Annotated in this window: 14 protein-coding genes and 2 pseudogenes; 12 read left to right on the forward strand and 4 right to left on the reverse strand. The window is 61.5% G+C overall.

The window, feature by feature from the left end; all coding sequences use genetic code 11:
* Window positions 1-38: 38 nt before the first annotated feature.
* From ACTQXM_RS02910 to ACTQXM_RS02925, 4 genes are read left to right on the forward strand one after another with little or no spacing between them, the layout of a single operon-like run.
* Window positions 39-698 (forward strand): tyrosine-type recombinase/integrase, encoded by a 660-nt coding sequence (locus ACTQXM_RS02910; RefSeq protein WP_441064233.1) that lies wholly within the window; start codon window positions 39-41, stop codon window positions 696-698.
* The gene (locus tag ACTQXM_RS02915) at window positions 682-3,402 is read left to right on the forward strand and encodes a tyrosine-type recombinase/integrase (protein WP_441048888.1); all 2,721 of its coding nucleotides are present in this window, start codon (window positions 682-684) and stop codon (window positions 3,400-3,402) included. The genes ACTQXM_RS02910 and ACTQXM_RS02915 overlap by 17 nt, the downstream gene beginning before the upstream one ends.
* Window positions 3,395-4,978, forward strand: coding sequence for a hypothetical protein (locus tag ACTQXM_RS02920; RefSeq protein WP_441032092.1), 1,584 nt, complete (start codon window positions 3,395-3,397; stop codon window positions 4,976-4,978). Before ACTQXM_RS02915 ends, ACTQXM_RS02920 begins: the two co-directional genes overlap by 8 nt.
* On the forward strand, window positions 4,962-5,441 hold the full coding sequence (locus ACTQXM_RS02925) for a hypothetical protein (protein WP_441032094.1): 480 nt from the start codon (window positions 4,962-4,964) through the stop codon (window positions 5,439-5,441). The genes ACTQXM_RS02920 and ACTQXM_RS02925 overlap by 17 nt, the downstream gene beginning before the upstream one ends.
* A 175-nt stretch (window positions 5,442-5,616) precedes the next feature.
* Here ACTQXM_RS02925 and ACTQXM_RS02930 read toward each other — a convergent pair.
* A pseudogene (locus ACTQXM_RS02930) lies at window positions 5,617-6,354 on the reverse strand (tyrosine-type recombinase/integrase); the annotation flags it as partial.
* 553 nt (window positions 6,355-6,907) lie between these two features.
* On the opposite strand from ACTQXM_RS02930, the gene ACTQXM_RS02935 reads away from it, so the two are divergent.
* Entirely contained in the window at window positions 6,908-8,395 is a 1,488-nt protein-coding gene (locus ACTQXM_RS02935; RefSeq protein WP_441063024.1) for an ATP-binding cassette domain-containing protein, read from the forward strand.
* Window positions 8,396-8,852: 457 nt separating this feature from the next.
* Window positions 8,853-9,611, forward strand: coding sequence for a TIGR00730 family Rossman fold protein (locus ACTQXM_RS02940; RefSeq protein ID WP_441063025.1), 759 nt, complete (start codon window positions 8,853-8,855; stop codon window positions 9,609-9,611).
* Between the two features lie 50 nt (window positions 9,612-9,661).
* Here ACTQXM_RS02940 and ACTQXM_RS02945 read toward each other — a convergent pair whose 3' ends face one another.
* Window positions 9,662-9,817, reverse strand: coding sequence for a hypothetical protein (locus ACTQXM_RS02945; protein WP_441547602.1), 156 nt, complete (start codon window positions 9,815-9,817; stop codon window positions 9,662-9,664).
* Window positions 9,818-9,831: 14 nt separating this feature from the next.
* A pseudogene (locus ACTQXM_RS02950) lies at window positions 9,832-9,957 on the reverse strand (DegV family protein); the annotation flags it as partial.
* 156 nt (window positions 9,958-10,113) lie between these two features.
* On the opposite strand from ACTQXM_RS02950, the gene ACTQXM_RS02955 reads away from it, so the two are divergent.
* From ACTQXM_RS02955 to pstB, 6 genes are all read left to right on the forward strand, one after another.
* Window positions 10,114-10,776 (forward strand): HAD hydrolase-like protein, encoded by a 663-nt coding sequence (locus ACTQXM_RS02955; protein ID WP_441063027.1) that lies wholly within the window; start codon window positions 10,114-10,116, stop codon window positions 10,774-10,776.
* Between the two features lie 54 nt (window positions 10,777-10,830).
* Window positions 10,831-12,267, forward strand: a complete 1,437-nt coding sequence (locus ACTQXM_RS02960; RefSeq protein WP_441063028.1) for a M20 family metallopeptidase — start codon at window positions 10,831-10,833, stop codon at window positions 12,265-12,267.
* A 275-nt stretch (window positions 12,268-12,542) separates the two neighbouring features.
* Complete coding sequence (locus tag ACTQXM_RS02965) at window positions 12,543-13,496, forward strand: phosphate ABC transporter substrate-binding protein (RefSeq protein ID WP_229770638.1); 954 nt, start codon at window positions 12,543-12,545, stop codon at window positions 13,494-13,496.
* A gap of 24 nt (window positions 13,497-13,520) precedes the next feature.
* Entirely contained in the window at window positions 13,521-14,429 is a 909-nt protein-coding gene (pstC, locus tag ACTQXM_RS02970; RefSeq protein ID WP_427719566.1) for a phosphate ABC transporter permease subunit PstC, read from the forward strand.
* Entirely contained in the window at window positions 14,422-15,348 is a 927-nt protein-coding gene (gene pstA / locus ACTQXM_RS02975; protein ID WP_441537111.1) for a phosphate ABC transporter permease PstA, read from the forward strand. Before pstC ends, pstA begins: the two co-directional genes overlap by 8 nt.
* The gene (gene pstB / locus ACTQXM_RS02980) at window positions 15,345-16,217 is read left to right on the forward strand and encodes a phosphate ABC transporter ATP-binding protein PstB (RefSeq protein WP_441537110.1); all 873 of its coding nucleotides are present in this window, start codon (window positions 15,345-15,347) and stop codon (window positions 16,215-16,217) included. Before pstA ends, pstB begins: the two co-directional genes overlap by 4 nt.
* A gap of 167 nt (window positions 16,218-16,384) precedes the next feature.
* Here the strand turns inward: pstB and ACTQXM_RS02985 are convergent.
* A partial coding sequence (locus ACTQXM_RS02985) for an IS3 family transposase (RefSeq protein WP_441547601.1) occupies window positions 16,385-16,940 on the reverse strand: 556 nt, incomplete at its 5' end.

Raw genomic sequence — 16,940 nt, forward strand, 5'->3', positions numbered from 1 at the left:
ATGTCGCCGAGACGTCCTTCGCCAGCGGAAAGCCTCCTGTGGACTACGAGAAGTGGTACACGGACGAGCAGGTCGACGCAATCCTCAGCAACTTCCGCACCTACCGCGACAAGGCGGTCTTCTCCCTCTCGCTCGACGGCCTTCGCATCGACGAGATCCTCTCCGCCCAGATCGACCTCTACCGCGCAGACGAGGGCACCTTGAAGCTTTTCCGCAGCAAGGGAAGGCGCGAGGGCGAGGGGCGCGTCTGCGTCTTGTCGGAGCGCTCGCGGCGACTGCTGGAGGAGTACCTCTACAACGAGCGCAGCGCCGTCGAGGGGAAGCTGATCGATTCAGGGTCGCTCATACCGACCGAGATCTTCCTCAACCTGCGCGAGCGCGAGGGCAGCTTCGGCAAGCCGATGGCCTACCACAACGCGCTCGAGATCATCAAGCGCGCCGCCAAGCGCGCCGGCCTCGACCCCGCCAAGGTGCGCACCCACTCCGGCAGGAGCACGAAGATGGAGGAGCTCCTCAGGCAGCAGGCCCTCGACCCCGCCTCCCTTACCGACAACCAGATACTCGACATCATGGGCTGGAAGAGCATGGAGTCTGCCGAGCCCTACAAGAACAGGCAGGACAGGGTGACCGCCGTCGAGAACTGGAAGAGGCTCGAAGCAGCCAAGGAACAGAGGCGCGCCGATGATCAGGCAACCTGAGGAGGCGCTCGAGCACATCAGGGACAACTCCGGGGGTGCGAAGCGCAGCAACAACTACACCCATGTCGCAGACACGGCGACGGTGAGCGACTTTGCTGCCTTGGCCGCCTGCGTGGAGTCGCGCACGCCGCTGCCCTCCTGCGAGGGCTTGGAGGAGTCGCTGAAGGGGACATATAGCTATGGGACCCTGTGTCGTCTTGCCCTGACCTCCATGTTCTCGGAGGAGGAGCTGAGCGACTACTTCCTCGACGTGCTCGTCTCCATGCACGAGGACGAGGAAGCCTGGGAAAAGCCCGGCATAAAGAAGCTCTGCAAGGTGATAACCGGGTTGACCTACCAGGTCAGGGACTGCGTTAACCCCCTGATACGTATCTTTGGCGAGACGTACATGGAGCGCTTCTACACCTATCACCGCTTCCCGGTGCAGATCGGGGACCGCGCCGTCGAGGCCGTCAGACGACGTGAACCCCTCGTCGAAATCCGCAGGGAGTTTATCGAGAAGTACTGCAGCCTTTCCCGCAATAACTTCTTGCAGTGGTTTGACAACTGCGTTGTCGAAGAGGTCGGCGAGGAGGAGTTCGCGGCGTATGTGCGCGACATGGCAGAGAAGTATGCCTCGGGGCTGTCCGATCGCAACTACCGACACTTCACCTACCCGCGCCTGACCGCGTACATCTTCGGGTTCTCCTGGCGCCCTGTCGGGAGGTGCCGAAAGCGCAAAGCGAGGGGGCACGGCAAGCGGTGGGACTATCGCAGGCTGCATGAAGTAATCGCTAGGGAGATGTTGCCCTACACGTACGCTGCGTACGCTACGACCTCTAACCGGACCGCCGTATATGAATTCCTAGATCTCAGCGCGGAGGAACGCGCCTATTACGACGAGAAAGCTGTGCGGGTTGACAAGAGCTCCGTCCCTGCTGGACTGCTTGTCGCAGGTGACTCCCAGTTGCCGGCACCGGAACTGCCAGGCGGCGTCAGCTTCGAGGAGCTCCTGGGCGCATACGATGCGTTCTTCGCCGGCAGGTACCTGGCCCCCGACTCTCCGAGGGGGCCGATCTTGCCCCTCCACAGATTCCGTCGCGACTTCAAGGAGCATTTGGAAGACGAGGACGTGAGGAAGTTCGCGGCGTTCAAGAAGGTGCGGCAGACCCCCACCCTCGCAAACGCTTTTGACGAGCACCTGGAGAACAAGATCGCCGGCCTGCGCAGGTTCATGTTCGACGGCAACGCCGACGAGGTGGCCAGCGACAAGTCGGAGGTGTGGTTCTACTTCCCCAAGGGGGAGACGTTCTCAGGCAGGCGGCTCGACTTCTCCGTGCTGGACGGGACGGGTTTGTTCCAGCAGGATGCGAGGGAGTATCTGAGGTTCCTCTACCAGGATGCATGCCAGCGCGCGAGCTCTGACCATCGCGCGTTGGCGCGCATCCCGGCTGCGATGGCCGATCTGCTAACCGTGCTCTCCTTCCTCGTCGGCGAATACGGCATCACCTGCCCAGAGGACGTGGGCGAGCTGCATGTCCTCGCCGCGCTCTCGCATATGAGCAAGGATGGCTATGCACCCGGCACGCTCAAGCATCATCTGACCAGCTGCAGGAGGTTCTTCCGGCACCTCGTCGCTCGCGGGCGCCTTGACACGGACCCGACCGCGAACCTGACGGTCAGGAGCGGCTCTGACTACTCGAGGGCGACCCCGGATATCCCCGAGGACATCCTGGTGTTCCTCGAGGAGCACGTCGACGAGCTTGGGTCGAGCGCCTGCAAGCTGATGCTCAAGCTCGCGATGGAGACCGGGTGGCGCCTCTCCGATATCAAGAGCATCCGCGTCGAGGACATCACGGCCGAGGACCCCGCCAGCGGCATGCCGCAGGTGAGGGCGAGGTCCCCCAAGACCGCGGCATCCAGGATCAAGCGGCGCCTCGGCGACAAGATCTTCGCCGTCATCTCGCCAGAGCTGCACGGCGAGATCGAGGCCTACATCGAGGAGACCTCCGCCCTCAGGGAGATGTACGGGGTCGAGACGCTCTTCTTCTGCATCACCAACGGGGTTAAGACCGAGTTCCCCGCGACGACCTTCAACGGAGCGATCAACAGGCTGCTCGAGCGGTACGGCATGCAGTCGATCGACGAGAGTTACGACACGTTTTGCTCCAGGCAGACGCGCAAGACGGTCGCCGTCGAGCTCATCACGTCGGGTGCCACGCTTACAGACGTGCAAAAGCAGCTCGGCCACGTCGACCACAGAACCACCGAGCGCGTCTACGCCGAGGTGAGGATGAGGAGGCTCGCAGAGCTGAACAGCGAGTTCTTCCAGCAGAAGTTCAACCTCCTGATCGAGAGCGGCAGGCTCGACCTGTACACGGAGGAGGAGCGCCGCTGGCTCTACGTCGACTTCTGCACCAACCGCCGCAACGTGGAGCTGGGCGTGTGCTCCAAACACCCCTCGGAGGGCAGGTGCGCCGACCTCGGCAACATCAGCTGCGCGTCCTGCCCCAAACTGTGCACGGGAAGGGCCTTCCAGGGGCGCTGGGAAGAGCTCTGCGAGGACTCGTCGAGGCTGCTGGCGCAGTTCGAGGCCAAGTACGCGGAGCTGGACATCCCGATGGACGAGTACGAGGGCTACACCGAGTACGCGCAGGAGAGGGCCTTGAACGAGCGCTACAGGGCCGTGCTCGACGCCATTGAGGAGGGAACGCAACATGCCTGACAGCCTGCTCTTCCCCACATCCGGGTCCGCGGCCCTCGAGCCGGTCGTCCTCTCCAACGCCGTGTCCGTCACCGACGAGCAGGCGGCCAAGATGCTCTCAGACTACTGCTCTGCCTCGAGCTTCAGCGACGACGTCTGGCAAGCCGACAAGGTGAAGCCCGACAAGAACGTCAAACCGAGCTCGCGCAACATATATTTCACGGGTATCTCGAACGAACACCTCAAGAAGGAGGCCAAGAGATGGGCGCTGACGAGGCTCGTGAAGGGGCGGGACCCCGCTGCCATCAGCTCAGACATCTGCATGTCCATCAAGCACTGCGCAGACTTCATCCCCGACGATTGCAAGAGCTTCGCAGAAGCCCCGCCGGAGGCGCTCGCCTCCTTCTATGCCTACCTCTTCTCGGGAGAGCGGAAGACCACCCTGAGAAAGCGCCTGCATTACTGGCACGCTCTCGAGGCATTCGCGAGGGAGTCGGGGTTCACCGACATCAGCTCCGCCATGCAGAGGTTCGTGCTGGAGAGGGCCCCCGCCTACGTCAAGAAGGAGGACAAGTACATCCCCGACGAGGTGGCCGGCCAGCTCGACGTCATCTTCATGAAAGACGGCATCCCGCTGGTCTACAGGTGCATCTACTGGATGCTGCGCCTGATCCCCAACCGCGCCACCGAGGTCCTCAGCATGACGGTCAGGTGCCTGAAGCGGCTCGACGCGGACACCTACACCCTGACGATCCCGTCCTTCAAGCAGTCGGGACCCTACGTCCCGAGCGACATCAAGCTGATCGAGGTCAGGTACGAGGGCATGGGGAAGCTCCTCGTCGACCTGGTGGCAGCCCAGAGGGACGAGGTGCTGGCGCACCTCGGCGAGAATGCAAGGTGGCTTTTCACCTCGCGGGCCTACAGGCTCATAAGGGACCCGAAGACGGGGGAGAGATGCTATAGGACTCACGGGTCGGCATTCAAGCCGAAGAACCTTGGAAGCTGCAACCGCTTCTTCTCGCGGCTCTGCAAGTGCAGGGGAATCGTCGACGAGCACGGCGAGCCCTACTCCCCGACGACGCACCAGTTCCGCCACAACGCCGTCAGCGACCGCATGAACTCGGGCCTCTTCCGCGCCATCGACCTGCTGCCGCTCACCGCCCACCACAACACCAAGATGATCGAGCAGAGCTATACCCACACTTCCGTCAAGGACCTGCGCAAGGACGACCCCGTCGTGTTCAGGGGCAGGATCATCAACACAGACGACCCTGCCCGCTTCGACAGGATCCTGTCGAAGCCCTTCGCCAAGAGGGTCCACAGGATCGGCCTGTGCTCGGACGCAAGGGGCTGCAGCGCCGACAGGTCGAGGTGCCTCCGCTGCAGCTACCTCGTCCCCGACGCCGGCGACCTCGACTACTATCAAAGCGAGCTCGACGACTGGCGCAGCAAGCAGGAGAAGGCTCTAAGTTGTGGCAACGATGTCTTCGCGGAGCTCTGCGGTGTTTGGATAGACGCATACAAGACGCTGATCCAGCGCGTGCTGAACGCGATTAGCGGCGAGGACCTGGAGGTCTCTGATGAAGCAGCCCAGTGAGAACATGCAGAGGATGTACGCGGCGAAGAGGGAGAAGACGCTGGCCCTCATCCAGGGAGCCATCGACGAAATCGAAGAGGACCACCGCATCGTCACCAAGAAGGAGCTCATGGCGCTAACGGGGCTGAGCTCGGGGACGTTCAGCCAGCAGCACGTCAAGGAGCTCCTGGCGAAGAACCAGGTCTGCCAGTTCAGGCCGCTCGCAAAGGTAAGCCAGAAAGGGAACCTCGAGCTGAACAAGGACGCCGAGATAACCAGGCTGTCAAGGGAGCTCCAGAGGGCGCAGTCGCGCCTGCAGGACCTCGATATCGCCCTCGACAAGAGCAGGAAGCAATCGAGGAAGCTGAAGGAGGAGAACGCGGAGCTCCAGCGACAGCTCCTGCTGCTCCGAGGCAAGTACCAGCAGCTGCTGGAGTACCTGGAGGTGCTGGGGAGCGACCTCTCGGGCATTCCCCTCGCATGACGCGGCCCCGGCCTCCTAGTCGTCGAGGAGGCCGTCGACAAAACGCTCCGGAGCTTGGCTCACGCGGTCGACGTTGTGGGCATAGACCATCGTGGTTGTCAGGTTCGTGTGCCTTGCGAGCGCCTGGGCCTGCTGCAGGCTGGCGCCCCCCCAGCAACGCGAACGTCACCGCGCTGTGCCGGAAGCTGTGGGTCGTGAGCCTCTCGCTGTCGAGCCCCGCCGCGCGCAGGGCCTCCTTCGCAATCTGCCGTATGCTGCGCGTGGACAGCGGCTTCCCATATGTTTTGTTGGAGAGGCTGGCGAACAGCGGCGAGTCCTCCCCGACGACCTCGCGCCCCTCGCACCTGCGCGCTGCCAGGTAGTCGTAAATGGGTCCTAGAGTCGCATCGGTCAGCACCACGAGCGCGTCCTTCTCGACCCTGCCCTTGCCCTGGACGAGCAGAATCGTCTGATCGCCCCTGTTGCGCAAATCACCCAGACGGCCTCGCGTGACCTCCACCGAGCGTAAGCCGACTCTGATGAGCAGGTTCACCAGCGCGAAGTCGCGCTTGGCCTGCAGCGTGTCGCCCTTCAGCACCTGGAGCACACGCTTGGCCTGCGCCGGCGTCAGCGCGTCCTTGCGGTGGATGTTGCCCACTAGCTTGACCGTCTTTATGTCCGCGGCCACGTTCGGGTAGGCTCTCACGGACTCGAGCCATTTGAACAGGCTCTTGACCGCGGTGAGGTAGGTGCTCGCCGTCGAGGGCCGCACCCTCGCCAGCATGTCCTGCTTGTAGGCGAGGATGTCTCCCCTGGCGAGGTCTGTGATCCCTCGCTCCTCCTTCCACGCGAAGAAGCCCCTCAGGGTCCTGCGGTAGGTCTCCTTCGTGGTCTCGGCCAGCTCGGCCTCGACTAAAAAGCGCTCGAGCAGCATCTCGACGTCTGCGCTCAGGGCCACGGGACTCGAGGGCTGCTGCGTCGCTGTTATGAGTTGGTTCTGTGTTTCGTTTCCGTTCCCGGGTATGTTCTGCACATCGTGCACCACCTTCTTAATTATCTTCAATAAAGATAACACGGGAGGGGGCTGCAGTGCCAACCGCCGCCTTCGGCCATGCTCTGGCGGGTTGCGGGAAGGGCAGGCGTTTCTGTGTGATGCTTTCCAGCATCAGGCGCCAGCTAGAGGGAGCAGTGCCACGCAGTCTCTCCGCTCTCAGCACCAATCAGCACTTGGGTGAAGCGACGAGCCAAGGGAAATCACCATGCTATAATCCTAGATATCAATCATCCAGCGGGGCCTTTGGCAAGCGCCGCTTCGAGTTAGGTCAGGTTAGATGAAGAACTAGCGATGCCCGTTTCGGGTACCCCATACGACCATTCTGTACATCCGGTCGCGCTTCAGGGTGCCGCATCGCTTCAGTGCCTTCTCGTTCCGAATCCATACATCGCGTGCCTGGCCCCTGCGCGACCTCCTCTCAAAGGAGCTCGCCATGCAACTGAATCTCACTCACATCAGCTATACCTACCCCGGTACGGCATCGCCAGCCATCGAAGACGTCAGCGCCACGTTCCCGACGGGATGGACGGGCATCATCGGCGACAACGGATGCGGGAAGAGCACGCTCGCCCGTATCGCCGCCCGCGTTATTACACCCGATTCCGGGACGGTGAGCCCGAATCTGTTCGCGTCGTATTGCGAGCAAGACTCGACCCAAGAGCCAGACAAGCTCTTTGATCTCGCATCGGATTGGGGCAAGGAGGCGCAACGGGCAAGGGCGCTGCTCCGCATCGAAGACGACTGGTTCTGGCGCTACGACACGCTCTCGGGCGGTCAGCAGAAGCGGATCCAGATCGCATGCGCCCTCTATGCACAACCGGATGTCCTCATCATGGACGAGCCGACCAACGACCTCGATGCCGCCACGCGCGACATCGTGAAGGAGGCGCTGGCTTCGTTCGGCGGCATCGGCATCCTCATCTCGCACGATAGGGATCTGCTCGACGGCCTTGTGGGCCAGAGCCTCATGTGCGAGGGCGCGCGTTGGACCATGCGCCCCGGCGGGTACTCGAAGGCAAGCGACCAGGCGGCGAGCGAACGCGCCTCTGCGATGAGGGATCGCGAGCAAGCCTCTCGTGAAGCTAAGCGCCTGAAGGCAGAAGCCCAGCGCAGGAGCGAAGAGGCGGCACGTCAGAAGGGCAAGCGAAGCAAGCGCGGCTTGAGCAAAAAAGACAGCGACGCTCGGGAGAAGATCGGACGCGCCATAGTCTCTGGAAAGGACGGCGTTGCAGGGAAGCTCTCGTCCAAAATGAGCGGGCGGCTCGCAAAGGCCGAGGCAGAGCTTTCTGAGAAAACCGTCTCGAAAAGATACGACCATCGTATCGGCGAGTTCGGCGTCGCTGCGCGCTCAAGTTGCGTGGCGCACTTGGAGGCATCGCGACTGTCTGCTGGCGAGTTCTCGATAGATGTGCCGGAGCTCTGGATCTCGCCAACGGATCACGTGGTGTTGACCGGTGCGAACGGAACGGGAAAGAGCCTGGTGGTACGAAGCGTCATCGAATCTGTTCCTGATAATGTCAAAGTTGCGTACGTTCCCCAGGACGTCGGGCCAGAGGAACGCGAGCGAGCACTGAGGCATCTCCGAGACCAGGACCAGGAGACGAAAGGTCGCATCCTCTCCATCGTGGCGCGGTTGAACTCCGACCCTGACAAACTGCTCGATGGCGACGATTTGAGTCCTGGCGAACTCCGCAAACTCATGCTTGCTGAACAGCTTGTTACGAATCCCAACCTCCTCGTACTCGACGAGCCGACGAATCATCTTGATGTGGGTTCTATTGAGGCGCTGCAGGAGATGCTGAGCGGTTTCTCTGGCGCGTTACTGTTGGTTACGCATGATAGACAGCTGTCGGAGGCAGTCACGCAGATTGGCTGGGAAACTATTCAAGGTGAGAGCCTGATGAGATTGCTGGTCGTCTAAACAATGGGTTTTATAAAAGAGCCTTGTCGGGTGGATTTGCAGCTTCAGTTTGCAATTATTGTTTAACTCCGCGTGGGTAGTCGCAAGCGGCTTGCTCGTGACGACAGCGACTATTGCCAAAGGGTGGACGCAAGCGGTTTGCTCGTGATGACAGCGACTATTGTTATCCTGTGGTTGCAAGTGGCTTAAAGGTGATGACAGAGTCGTGGAGTTCGACACCAAGATGAAAGTCCCATCAAAGTCACCGTCAAATATCTAGCACGGACAAACAAATAAGGACTCATAGAAACCCTTGGTCGGTGTGCTAACATGATTACAGTGAGTAAATAAGTCTTCAATAACACTAAGCCATTACATAATAAAACGTGGGTACCATACCGAATGGTTGATGTTCGGGCGGGTGTTTGACGCATGGCGTCGACCCCGCCCGTTTCTATTTTCGATAGGAGTATCCCCCATGATTAAGAATGAGAACGTCGAGGGCGAGCCGGCCTACAACGAGACGTACCGACGCGGCCCCGTGGTTATGCGCGGCCCTATGATTCCTAAGGACAACACCTACGCCAACCTGCTGGCGCCCGAGGACTCGACTGGCTGGTTGCACGCCGACCCGTGGCGTGTGCTGCGCATTCAGGCCGAGTTTGTCGATGGCTTCGGCGCGCTTGCCGAGCTCGGGCCCGCGGTGACCATCTTCGGCAGTGCCCGCACGCCCAAGACCGATCCGCTCTACAAGGCGGCGCGCACGGTCGGCCGCAAGATCGCGCAGCGCGGCGTGGCGGTTATCACCGGCGGTGGTCCTGGCATTATGGAGGCGGCCAACAGGGGAGCGGCGAGCGCCAACGGCAAGTCGGTCGGCTTGGGTATTGAGCTTCCGCACGAGCATGGGCTCAACAAATACGTGAACCTCGGCATGGACTTCCGTTACTTCTTTGTGCGCAAGACCATGTTTGTCAAATACAGCTCGGGCGCCATCGTGTTTCCCGGTGGTTTTGGTACGCTCGACGAGATGTTTGAGGTGCTCACGCTGGTGCAGACGCACAAGGTCAAGCGCATGCCGCTTGTTTTGGTGGGCAGCGAATACTGGCAGGGCCTGTTCGACTGGCTCAACGGCCCGGTGATGGATGCCGGCATGATCAGCCCACTCGATCCAGACCTCGTCCACATCACCGATGACCTCAACGAGGCCGTCGATATTGTCCTGAGCGGGCTGATGTAGGGTAGGTAAAATGGGACGGGGCTAAAAAGACTGGTCTGAAACGTTTGATATCAGTCTTTTTGGCCCCGTCCCAAATGAACTGCTTCCAAGTTGCGGTGGAATAGGGATTGGTTGGCGACGATGCGCTTGGCGCCACGACCCTTTTTGATCGCCTTGATCTCGCCCGATTTCCACTCCGGCGAAACGGCCAGGCGAATATTGAGCATCTGCGTGAGCTGGCCTGCACCTGGTCGAGCAGGTCTTCGCCTTCGATAATCACATGAAGCGGAATCACGTAAATGCCGAGCTCTTGGGCGCGGGCGGGGGAGATGCCCGACGTGGAGTCGGTTATGATGGCAAAAGACATAATTGCACCTTTCGTTGGGGCGTGACGGCGCCGCCTTCTGAGAGCAAAGTGCGACAAGTATAGTAGAGTCGTTCCACATTACTAGGTTCAATTGTTGAATAGTCAACAGTTTGAAGTGTCGGTGTGGAAATCGTCAACTGGGGAAGAGGGATGTCGATGGAGGCGCTGGAGATATGCAAGCGGTCGGTCGTGCTGTTTGATTTTGACGGCACGGTGGCCGATACGGGCCGGGCGGTGATGACCTCGACGCGTAAAACGCTGGCTGCGCGCGGGTTTTCTGAGGCGCAGATGGGTGACCTGCGCCGCATGATCGGGCCTCCGTTGTGGAAGAGCTTCCACGACTTTTACGGCTTCTCGCGCGAGGAGTCGCTTGTGGTGGCCGACGAGTACCGTGCCTTTTTTGATGAGCTGGGACCGGAAGAGTACCCCGTGTTCGATGGAATTCCCGAACTGCTCGATGGCTTGGCCGCCCAGGGGCATCACTTGGCCGTGGCGACGTCGCGCATGGAGGCAAAGTGCATCGACATGGTGGGCGAGCTGGGGCTTTCGCAGTTTGAGGCGGTGGTCGGTATGAATCCGCCGCAGGGGCGCGAGACCAAGGCCGATTCGGTTCGCGATGCCCTGGCGGCGCTCGGCGCGACGGCGGACGATGCCGTGATGATCGGCGACCGCTTTAACGATGTGGAGGGCGCGCACGCAATGGGCGTGCCGTGCATTGGCATCTATTCGGGCGCGGCGGTGCCGGGCGAGCACGAGGCGGCGGGCGCCGATGCAGTGGTGCACTCGGTGGCCGAGCTTGCTAAACTTTTCGCCATCTAATGACGTTATGCGAGGGGCGGGTGTGGCCGTCGCTCATTGGTAAGGAGGTCGTCCATGAATCAGGTGGAACAGAGCGTTACCGAGTATGTCGACGAGATCTGGGAAGATGTCGTTGCCGATATCGAGCAGCTGGTGAGCTATCCGTCCGTGGCCGTTGCTGCCCATGCGGAGCCCGGTGCGCCGTTTGGCCGCCCGGTCCGTGATGCGCTCGATTGTGCGCTCGGCATTGCGCAAAAGCTCGGCTACCAGACGAGCGACGACGAGGGCTATGTGGGCATCGCCGACATTCCCGGCCGCGGCGATAAGCAGCTTGCGACCATCTGCCATGTGGATGTGGTGCCCGCCGGTCCCGGTTGGAACACCGACCCGTTTGCGATGGAGCGCCGCGAGGGCTGGCTGCTCGGTCGTGGCGTGATCGACGACAAAGGCCCGGCCGTGTTGTCGCTCTACGCCGGTGCCTACCTGATCAAGCACGGCATTGTGCCGCGCTATACCTTCCGCGCGCTGCTGGGCTGCGATGAGGAAGTGGGCATGTCCGACGTTCACCATTATCTGGAGAACCACGCAGATCCCGACTTTTTGTTTACGCCCGATGCCGAGTTCCCGGTCTGCAATGCCGAGAAGGGCCAGTTTGGGGCGACGTTTGTGAGCTCCAAGATCGACGGCGGGCGCATCGTATCGTGGAGCGGTGCCGAGGCGAGCAACGCCATTCCGTCGCAGTCTATCTGCGAGCTCGCGATTGCCGCCGATGAGCTGCCGGCGCCCGTTGAGAACGCCGACCGCCTGGAGATCACGGCGCTCGATAACGGGCATGCGCAGATTTTCGCCCACGGTATTGGCGGTCACGCTTCGATGCCCGAGGGAACGATCAATGCCGTCGGCCTCATCGTGGCGTATCTGCGCGAGGCCGAGGACGCGTTTGGTGCACGCGACGAGCGTCTGCTGACGCCCGTCGAGCACGAGTTTGTCAAGTTTCTGACCTTTGTACATGCGGATGCCTATGGCCGCGGCCTGGGTATCGACGCGACGAGCCCGGCGTTTGGCCCGCTCACGTGCAACCCCGGTGTTATCCGTGTGATGGATGGCCATATTGAGCAGGTCATCGACGTACGTTTCCCCGACAGCACGAGCGCCGATACCATCTGCGAGCAGCTCGAGCCGCTCGTGGGCCGCTTTGGCGTGACGTGCCGTGTGGGTCGTGCAAAGGTGCCGTTCTCGGTGTCCGCCGACGATCCGGCCGTGAAGGCGCTTATTGATACCTATAACGAGTTTACGGGCAAGCATGCCGAGCCCTTTGCCATGGGCGGCGGCACGTACGCGCGCAACTTTGCCCGCGCCGTGTCGTTTGGCCCCGAGGAAACCGGCCTGGAGCTGCCCGCATGGGGCGGCCAGATGCACGGCCCCAACGAGTGCGCCAACGAGGAACAGCTCAAGCAGGCGCTCAAGATCTATATTGTTGCGATCCTCCGTTTGAATGAATTAGAGCTTTAAGGTTACGCGGTTTCCTAATCTAAGTTGCGATGGAATAGTTCCTAGAATGGGCCATTTGATGGCCAAGCAGGAACTATTTCACCGCAACTTTGTTTTTATTGGTGTAAAAGGCAGGCCATGCTTGGGGGCGGGTTTGTTATTCGTCTGTAAAGCCGAGTCGCGCTCGCGGTAAGGGTCTATCAAATGCCCGTAAGAATCCGCAGTTGGCGCGGGCACCGCCCGATCGAGGCCGTATCTTTCCAAACAGCAAAGCGGGCAGGGTGCCCGCGAGTCGCATGTATGAAAGGAAGATCATGCTCGATCAGGCTTATTCTCGTCGTCAGTTCCTCGGCCTCGCTGGTGGTCTTGCCAGCTTCGTGGGCCTCGGCCTCGTTGGTTGCGGCGGCGCAGGCGCTTCCAACGCCGCCGACAAGGGCAGCGCCGCTGCCGAGTCCGTCTCCGGCGAGGTGACCTACGACGGCGCCTCCTCGTTCCAAGCTCTCGTCGAGGCCGCTGCCGAGAAGTTCATGGACGCCAACCCGGACGTCTCCGTCTCTGGCTCGGGCAACGGTTCGGGCAAGGGCCTGACCGCCGTTGCCGCCGGTACCGTTACCATCGGTAACTCCGACGTCTTCGCCGAGACCAAGCTCGAGGCCGACCAGGTCAAGAACCTCGTCGACCACGAGGTCGCCGTCGTGGGCATGGGCCCCGTCGTCTCCAAGAACGTGAAGGTCGACGACTTGTCCCTCGAGCAGCTCAAGGGCATCTTCTCCGGCCAGATCACCAACTGGAAGGAGGTCGGCGGCGACGACGCCACCATCGTCGTCCTCAACCGAAAGGCCGGCTCCGGCACCCGCGCCACCTTCGAGGCCGCCGTCTTTGGTGACGAGGCCGTCGACTTTAAGGGCGACGCCGAGCTCGACAAGTCCGGCGACGTCCAGACTCAGATGGCCAGCACCGACAACGCCATCTCCTACCTCGACTTCTCGCACTTCGACGACTCCAAGTTCAACGCTATCAAGGTCGAGGGCGTGGAGCCCAAGAGCGCAAACGTCACTGACGACTCCTTTAAGATCTGGGCGACCGAGCACATGTACTGCGCAAAGGACGCCGACGATGCCACCAAGGCCTTCCTGGAGTTCATGCTTTCCGACGACGTCCAGGGCAAACTTGTCGAGGAACAGGGCTTTATCCCTGTCTCTGCCATGAAGGTCGTCAAGGACGCCAGCGGCAAGGTCTCCGCTAAATAAGTAATCGCCCCGGAAAGGTTTGCAATGGCAAAACAGCTGCCAAAGCGCGACCTTGAGAACGTGGGCCTGGGCGTCACGGGCGCGTGCGTAGCGCTCGTGACGCTTGTCGTTGCCGCGCTCATCTTTATGGTCGCCCAAAAGGGCCTCTCGGCTTTTCTCAAGGACGGCGTTTCGGTCGTCGAGTTCTTTACCGGCACCAAGTGGGACCTGGCCAACACGGCCGAAAACGGCCTGCCCTATACCGGCGCCCTGCCCCTGATCGTCACCTCGTTTGCGGTCATGGTGCTCTCCACGCTTATCGCGCTGCCCATCGCCATCGGCTCTGCTATCTTTGCGGTCGAGATTAGCCCTAAGTTTGGCTCCAAGGTGTTTCAGCCGCTTATTGAGCTTTTGACCGGCATTCCCTCGGTCGTCTTTGGTCTGGTCGGCTTTCACGTGGTCGTCGGTCTTATGAAGAGCGTTTTCCACGTGAGCACGGGCCTGGGCATCTTGCCCGGCGCCATTGTGCTGGCCGTCATGATCTTGCCGACGATGACCACCCTTTCGGTCGATGGCCTGCGTGCCGTGCCCGATAGCTACCGTCAGGGTTCGCTCGCGCTGGGCTACACCCGCTGGCAGACCATCTGGCACGTGGTACTCAAATCCGCCATGCCGTCGCTCATGACCGCGGTCATCCTTGGCATGACCCGCGCCTTTGGCGAGACGCTCGCCGTGCGCATGGTTATCGGCGGTATCGAGGCCATGCCGACGTCGCTGCTGTCGCCGGCGTCCACCATCACCACCACGCTCACCACGTCCATGGCGGTCTATGCCGAGGGCTCGGCCCAAGACGACGTCCTGTGGGCGCTCGGTCTGCTGCTGATGGGCATGAGCCTCATCTTTATCCTGATCATCCACCTTATCGGCCGCAAGGGGGCGAAGGCTCGTGGCTAGCACGCGCATTCATATCGACGAGGCGAGACTCAGGCGCGTCCAAAAGCAGGACCGCATCGCCACGGGCGTGCTGACGGCAATCGTCGCCTTCGTCATGCTCATCGTCGTCTCCATGGTGGCCTATATTCTGTTCGAGGGCATCTCGACGCTGTTCCAGCCGGGATTTCTCACGCAGCCCGCGCGCGCCAACGGAACCGAGGGCGGCGTGCTCTACCAGCTGTTCGACTCGTTCTATCTGCTGCTGATCACCTTAAGTATCTCGGTGCCCATCAGCTTGGGCGGCGCGGTCTTCCTGGTTGAGTACGCGCCGGACGGCCCCATCCGCGACATCGCCTCCACCGCCATCGAGACGCTGTCCTCGCTGCCTTCCATCGTCGTCGGCATGTTCGGCTTTCTGGTCTTCTCGGTGCAGCTGGGCTGGAAGTACTCCATCATCTCCGGCGCCGTCGCGCTCACCATGTTCAACATCCCCATCCTGGTGCGCGTGATCCAGCAGGCGCTCGAGGACGTGCCGCAGGCCCAGCGCGATGCGTGCCTGGCCATGGGCCTCACCCGCTGGGAGGCCACGCTGCACATCCTGATCCCCGAGGCCATGCCCGCCATCGTGACCGGTATCGTGCTTTCGGCCGGCCGCGTGTTTGGCGAGGCCGCGGCGCTGCTCTTTACCTCGGGCATGAGCTCGCCGGTTCGCCTGAACTTCTTGAGCTTTAACCTGTCGAGTCCCACTTGCGCCTGGAACGTGTTCCGCCCCGGTGAGTCGCTCGCCGTGCACATCTATAAGATCTACGGCGAGGGCAGCCCCGAGGCCCAGCAGATTGTTTGGGGCACCGCGGCACTGCTGATGATCTGCGTGCTGCTGTTTAACGTAGTCGCCCGTATCGTGGGCAAGCAACTGGCAAGGAGGATGACGGCCGAATGAGCGAGATAAATGAAACGCCCGCAACCGAGGTGGCCGCGTCCGAGACCCAGGACTTTTTGTCGAGCGTGGGGGAGAGCGAGAAGCGCGTGCGCGTAAGCGGCAAAGCCGTGAGCGACGAGGTCGTGCTTTCCACCAAGGACGTCAACGTGTACTATGGCGACCACCATGCGCTGCACGATACGTCGCTCGACTTTCACAAGGGCGAGATCACGGCGCTCATCGGGCCTTCGGGCTGCGGTAAGTCGACCTTTTTGCGCAGCCTCAACCTTATGAATCGCGAGATTCGCGGCTGCCGCGTGGAGGGCGAGATCAACTACCGCGGGCGCAACGTGAACACCAAGACCGAGAACACCTACGAGCTGCGTCGCTCCATTGGCATGGTGTTCCAGCAGCCCAACCCCTTTCGCAAGTCCATTCGCGACAACATCACGTTTGCGCCCAAACGCCACGGCATTACTGACCGCGACGAGCTCGATCGCATGGTCGAGGAAAGCCTGCGCGGCGCGGCGCTGTGGGACGAGGTCAAGGACAAGCTCGACAAGAGCGCCTACGCGCTTTCGGGCGGCCAGCAGCAACGCCTGTGCATTGCGCGCACGCTGGCGCTCAATCCCGATGTGATTCTGTTTGACGAGCCCTGCTCGGCGCTCGACCCCATCTCGACGCTGGCAACCGAGGACCTGATGTCATCGATTGTTGCCGATCGCGCCATCGTCATCGTGACGCACAACATGGAGCAGGCGTCGCGCGTGTCCAACCGCACGGCGTTTTTCTACATGGGCGATATGATCGAGTACGACGAGACCGACGAGATTTTCCAACGGCCCAAGGATAAGCGGCTGAATGATTACCTCACCGGCATGTTCTCCTAGTCCGGGACATGCTTGAGGCCCGCGGCGGCCATGGTTGCTGCGGGACTGATTGGAGAGGCGGGTCATCTCTTGCGGGAGATGGCCCGCCTTTTTGCTCTGCGACCGAAACGACCACCACAAAGGGGACAGTGAACTGCGCCCCGAAACTTGGACTGAATAAATAGCGACTACGCCGCAAGGGCCCGGTTCCGGAACTCCTCCGGCGTCAGGCCCTTCAATCTTACCTGCCTGCGCCGCGTGTTCCAATGGGCTATGTACTCCTCCAGGTCGCGCTTGAAGTCCTCGAAGCTGCCCCACTCCCTGCCGCGGTAGAACTCGTCCTTCACGTGGCCGAAGAGCTGCTCGGTGGCGGCGTTGTCGATGCAGTTCCCCTTGCGCGACATGCTCTGGGTGATGCCCGCCCCCTCCAGCCTGGAGGTGTAGGACTCGTGCTGGTACTGCCAGCCCATGTCCGAGTGCATGGTCGGTGCCGCCCCGTCGGGCAGGGCCTCGAGGAGCCGGTCGAGCATCCTGTGCTGCTGGGCGAGGTCCGGAGAGGCCGATATGTCGCTCGCCACGATCTCCTTCGTGCAGAAGTCGAGCACCGGGGCCCAGTAGGCCTTGGCGCCGGCGACCTTGAACTCGGTGACGTCGGTGCCGAGCTTCTGCCACGGCCCCTCGGCGCCGAAATCCCTCGCGATGACGTTCTCGAACGTGCTCCCCACGAGCCCCCTGTAGGAGCTG

Origin of the sequence: Collinsella sp. LCP19S3_D3, assembly GCF_052121455.1 — a bacterium.
In the GTDB taxonomy this organism is placed as follows: Bacteria; Actinomycetota; Coriobacteriia; order Coriobacteriales; family Coriobacteriaceae; genus Collinsella.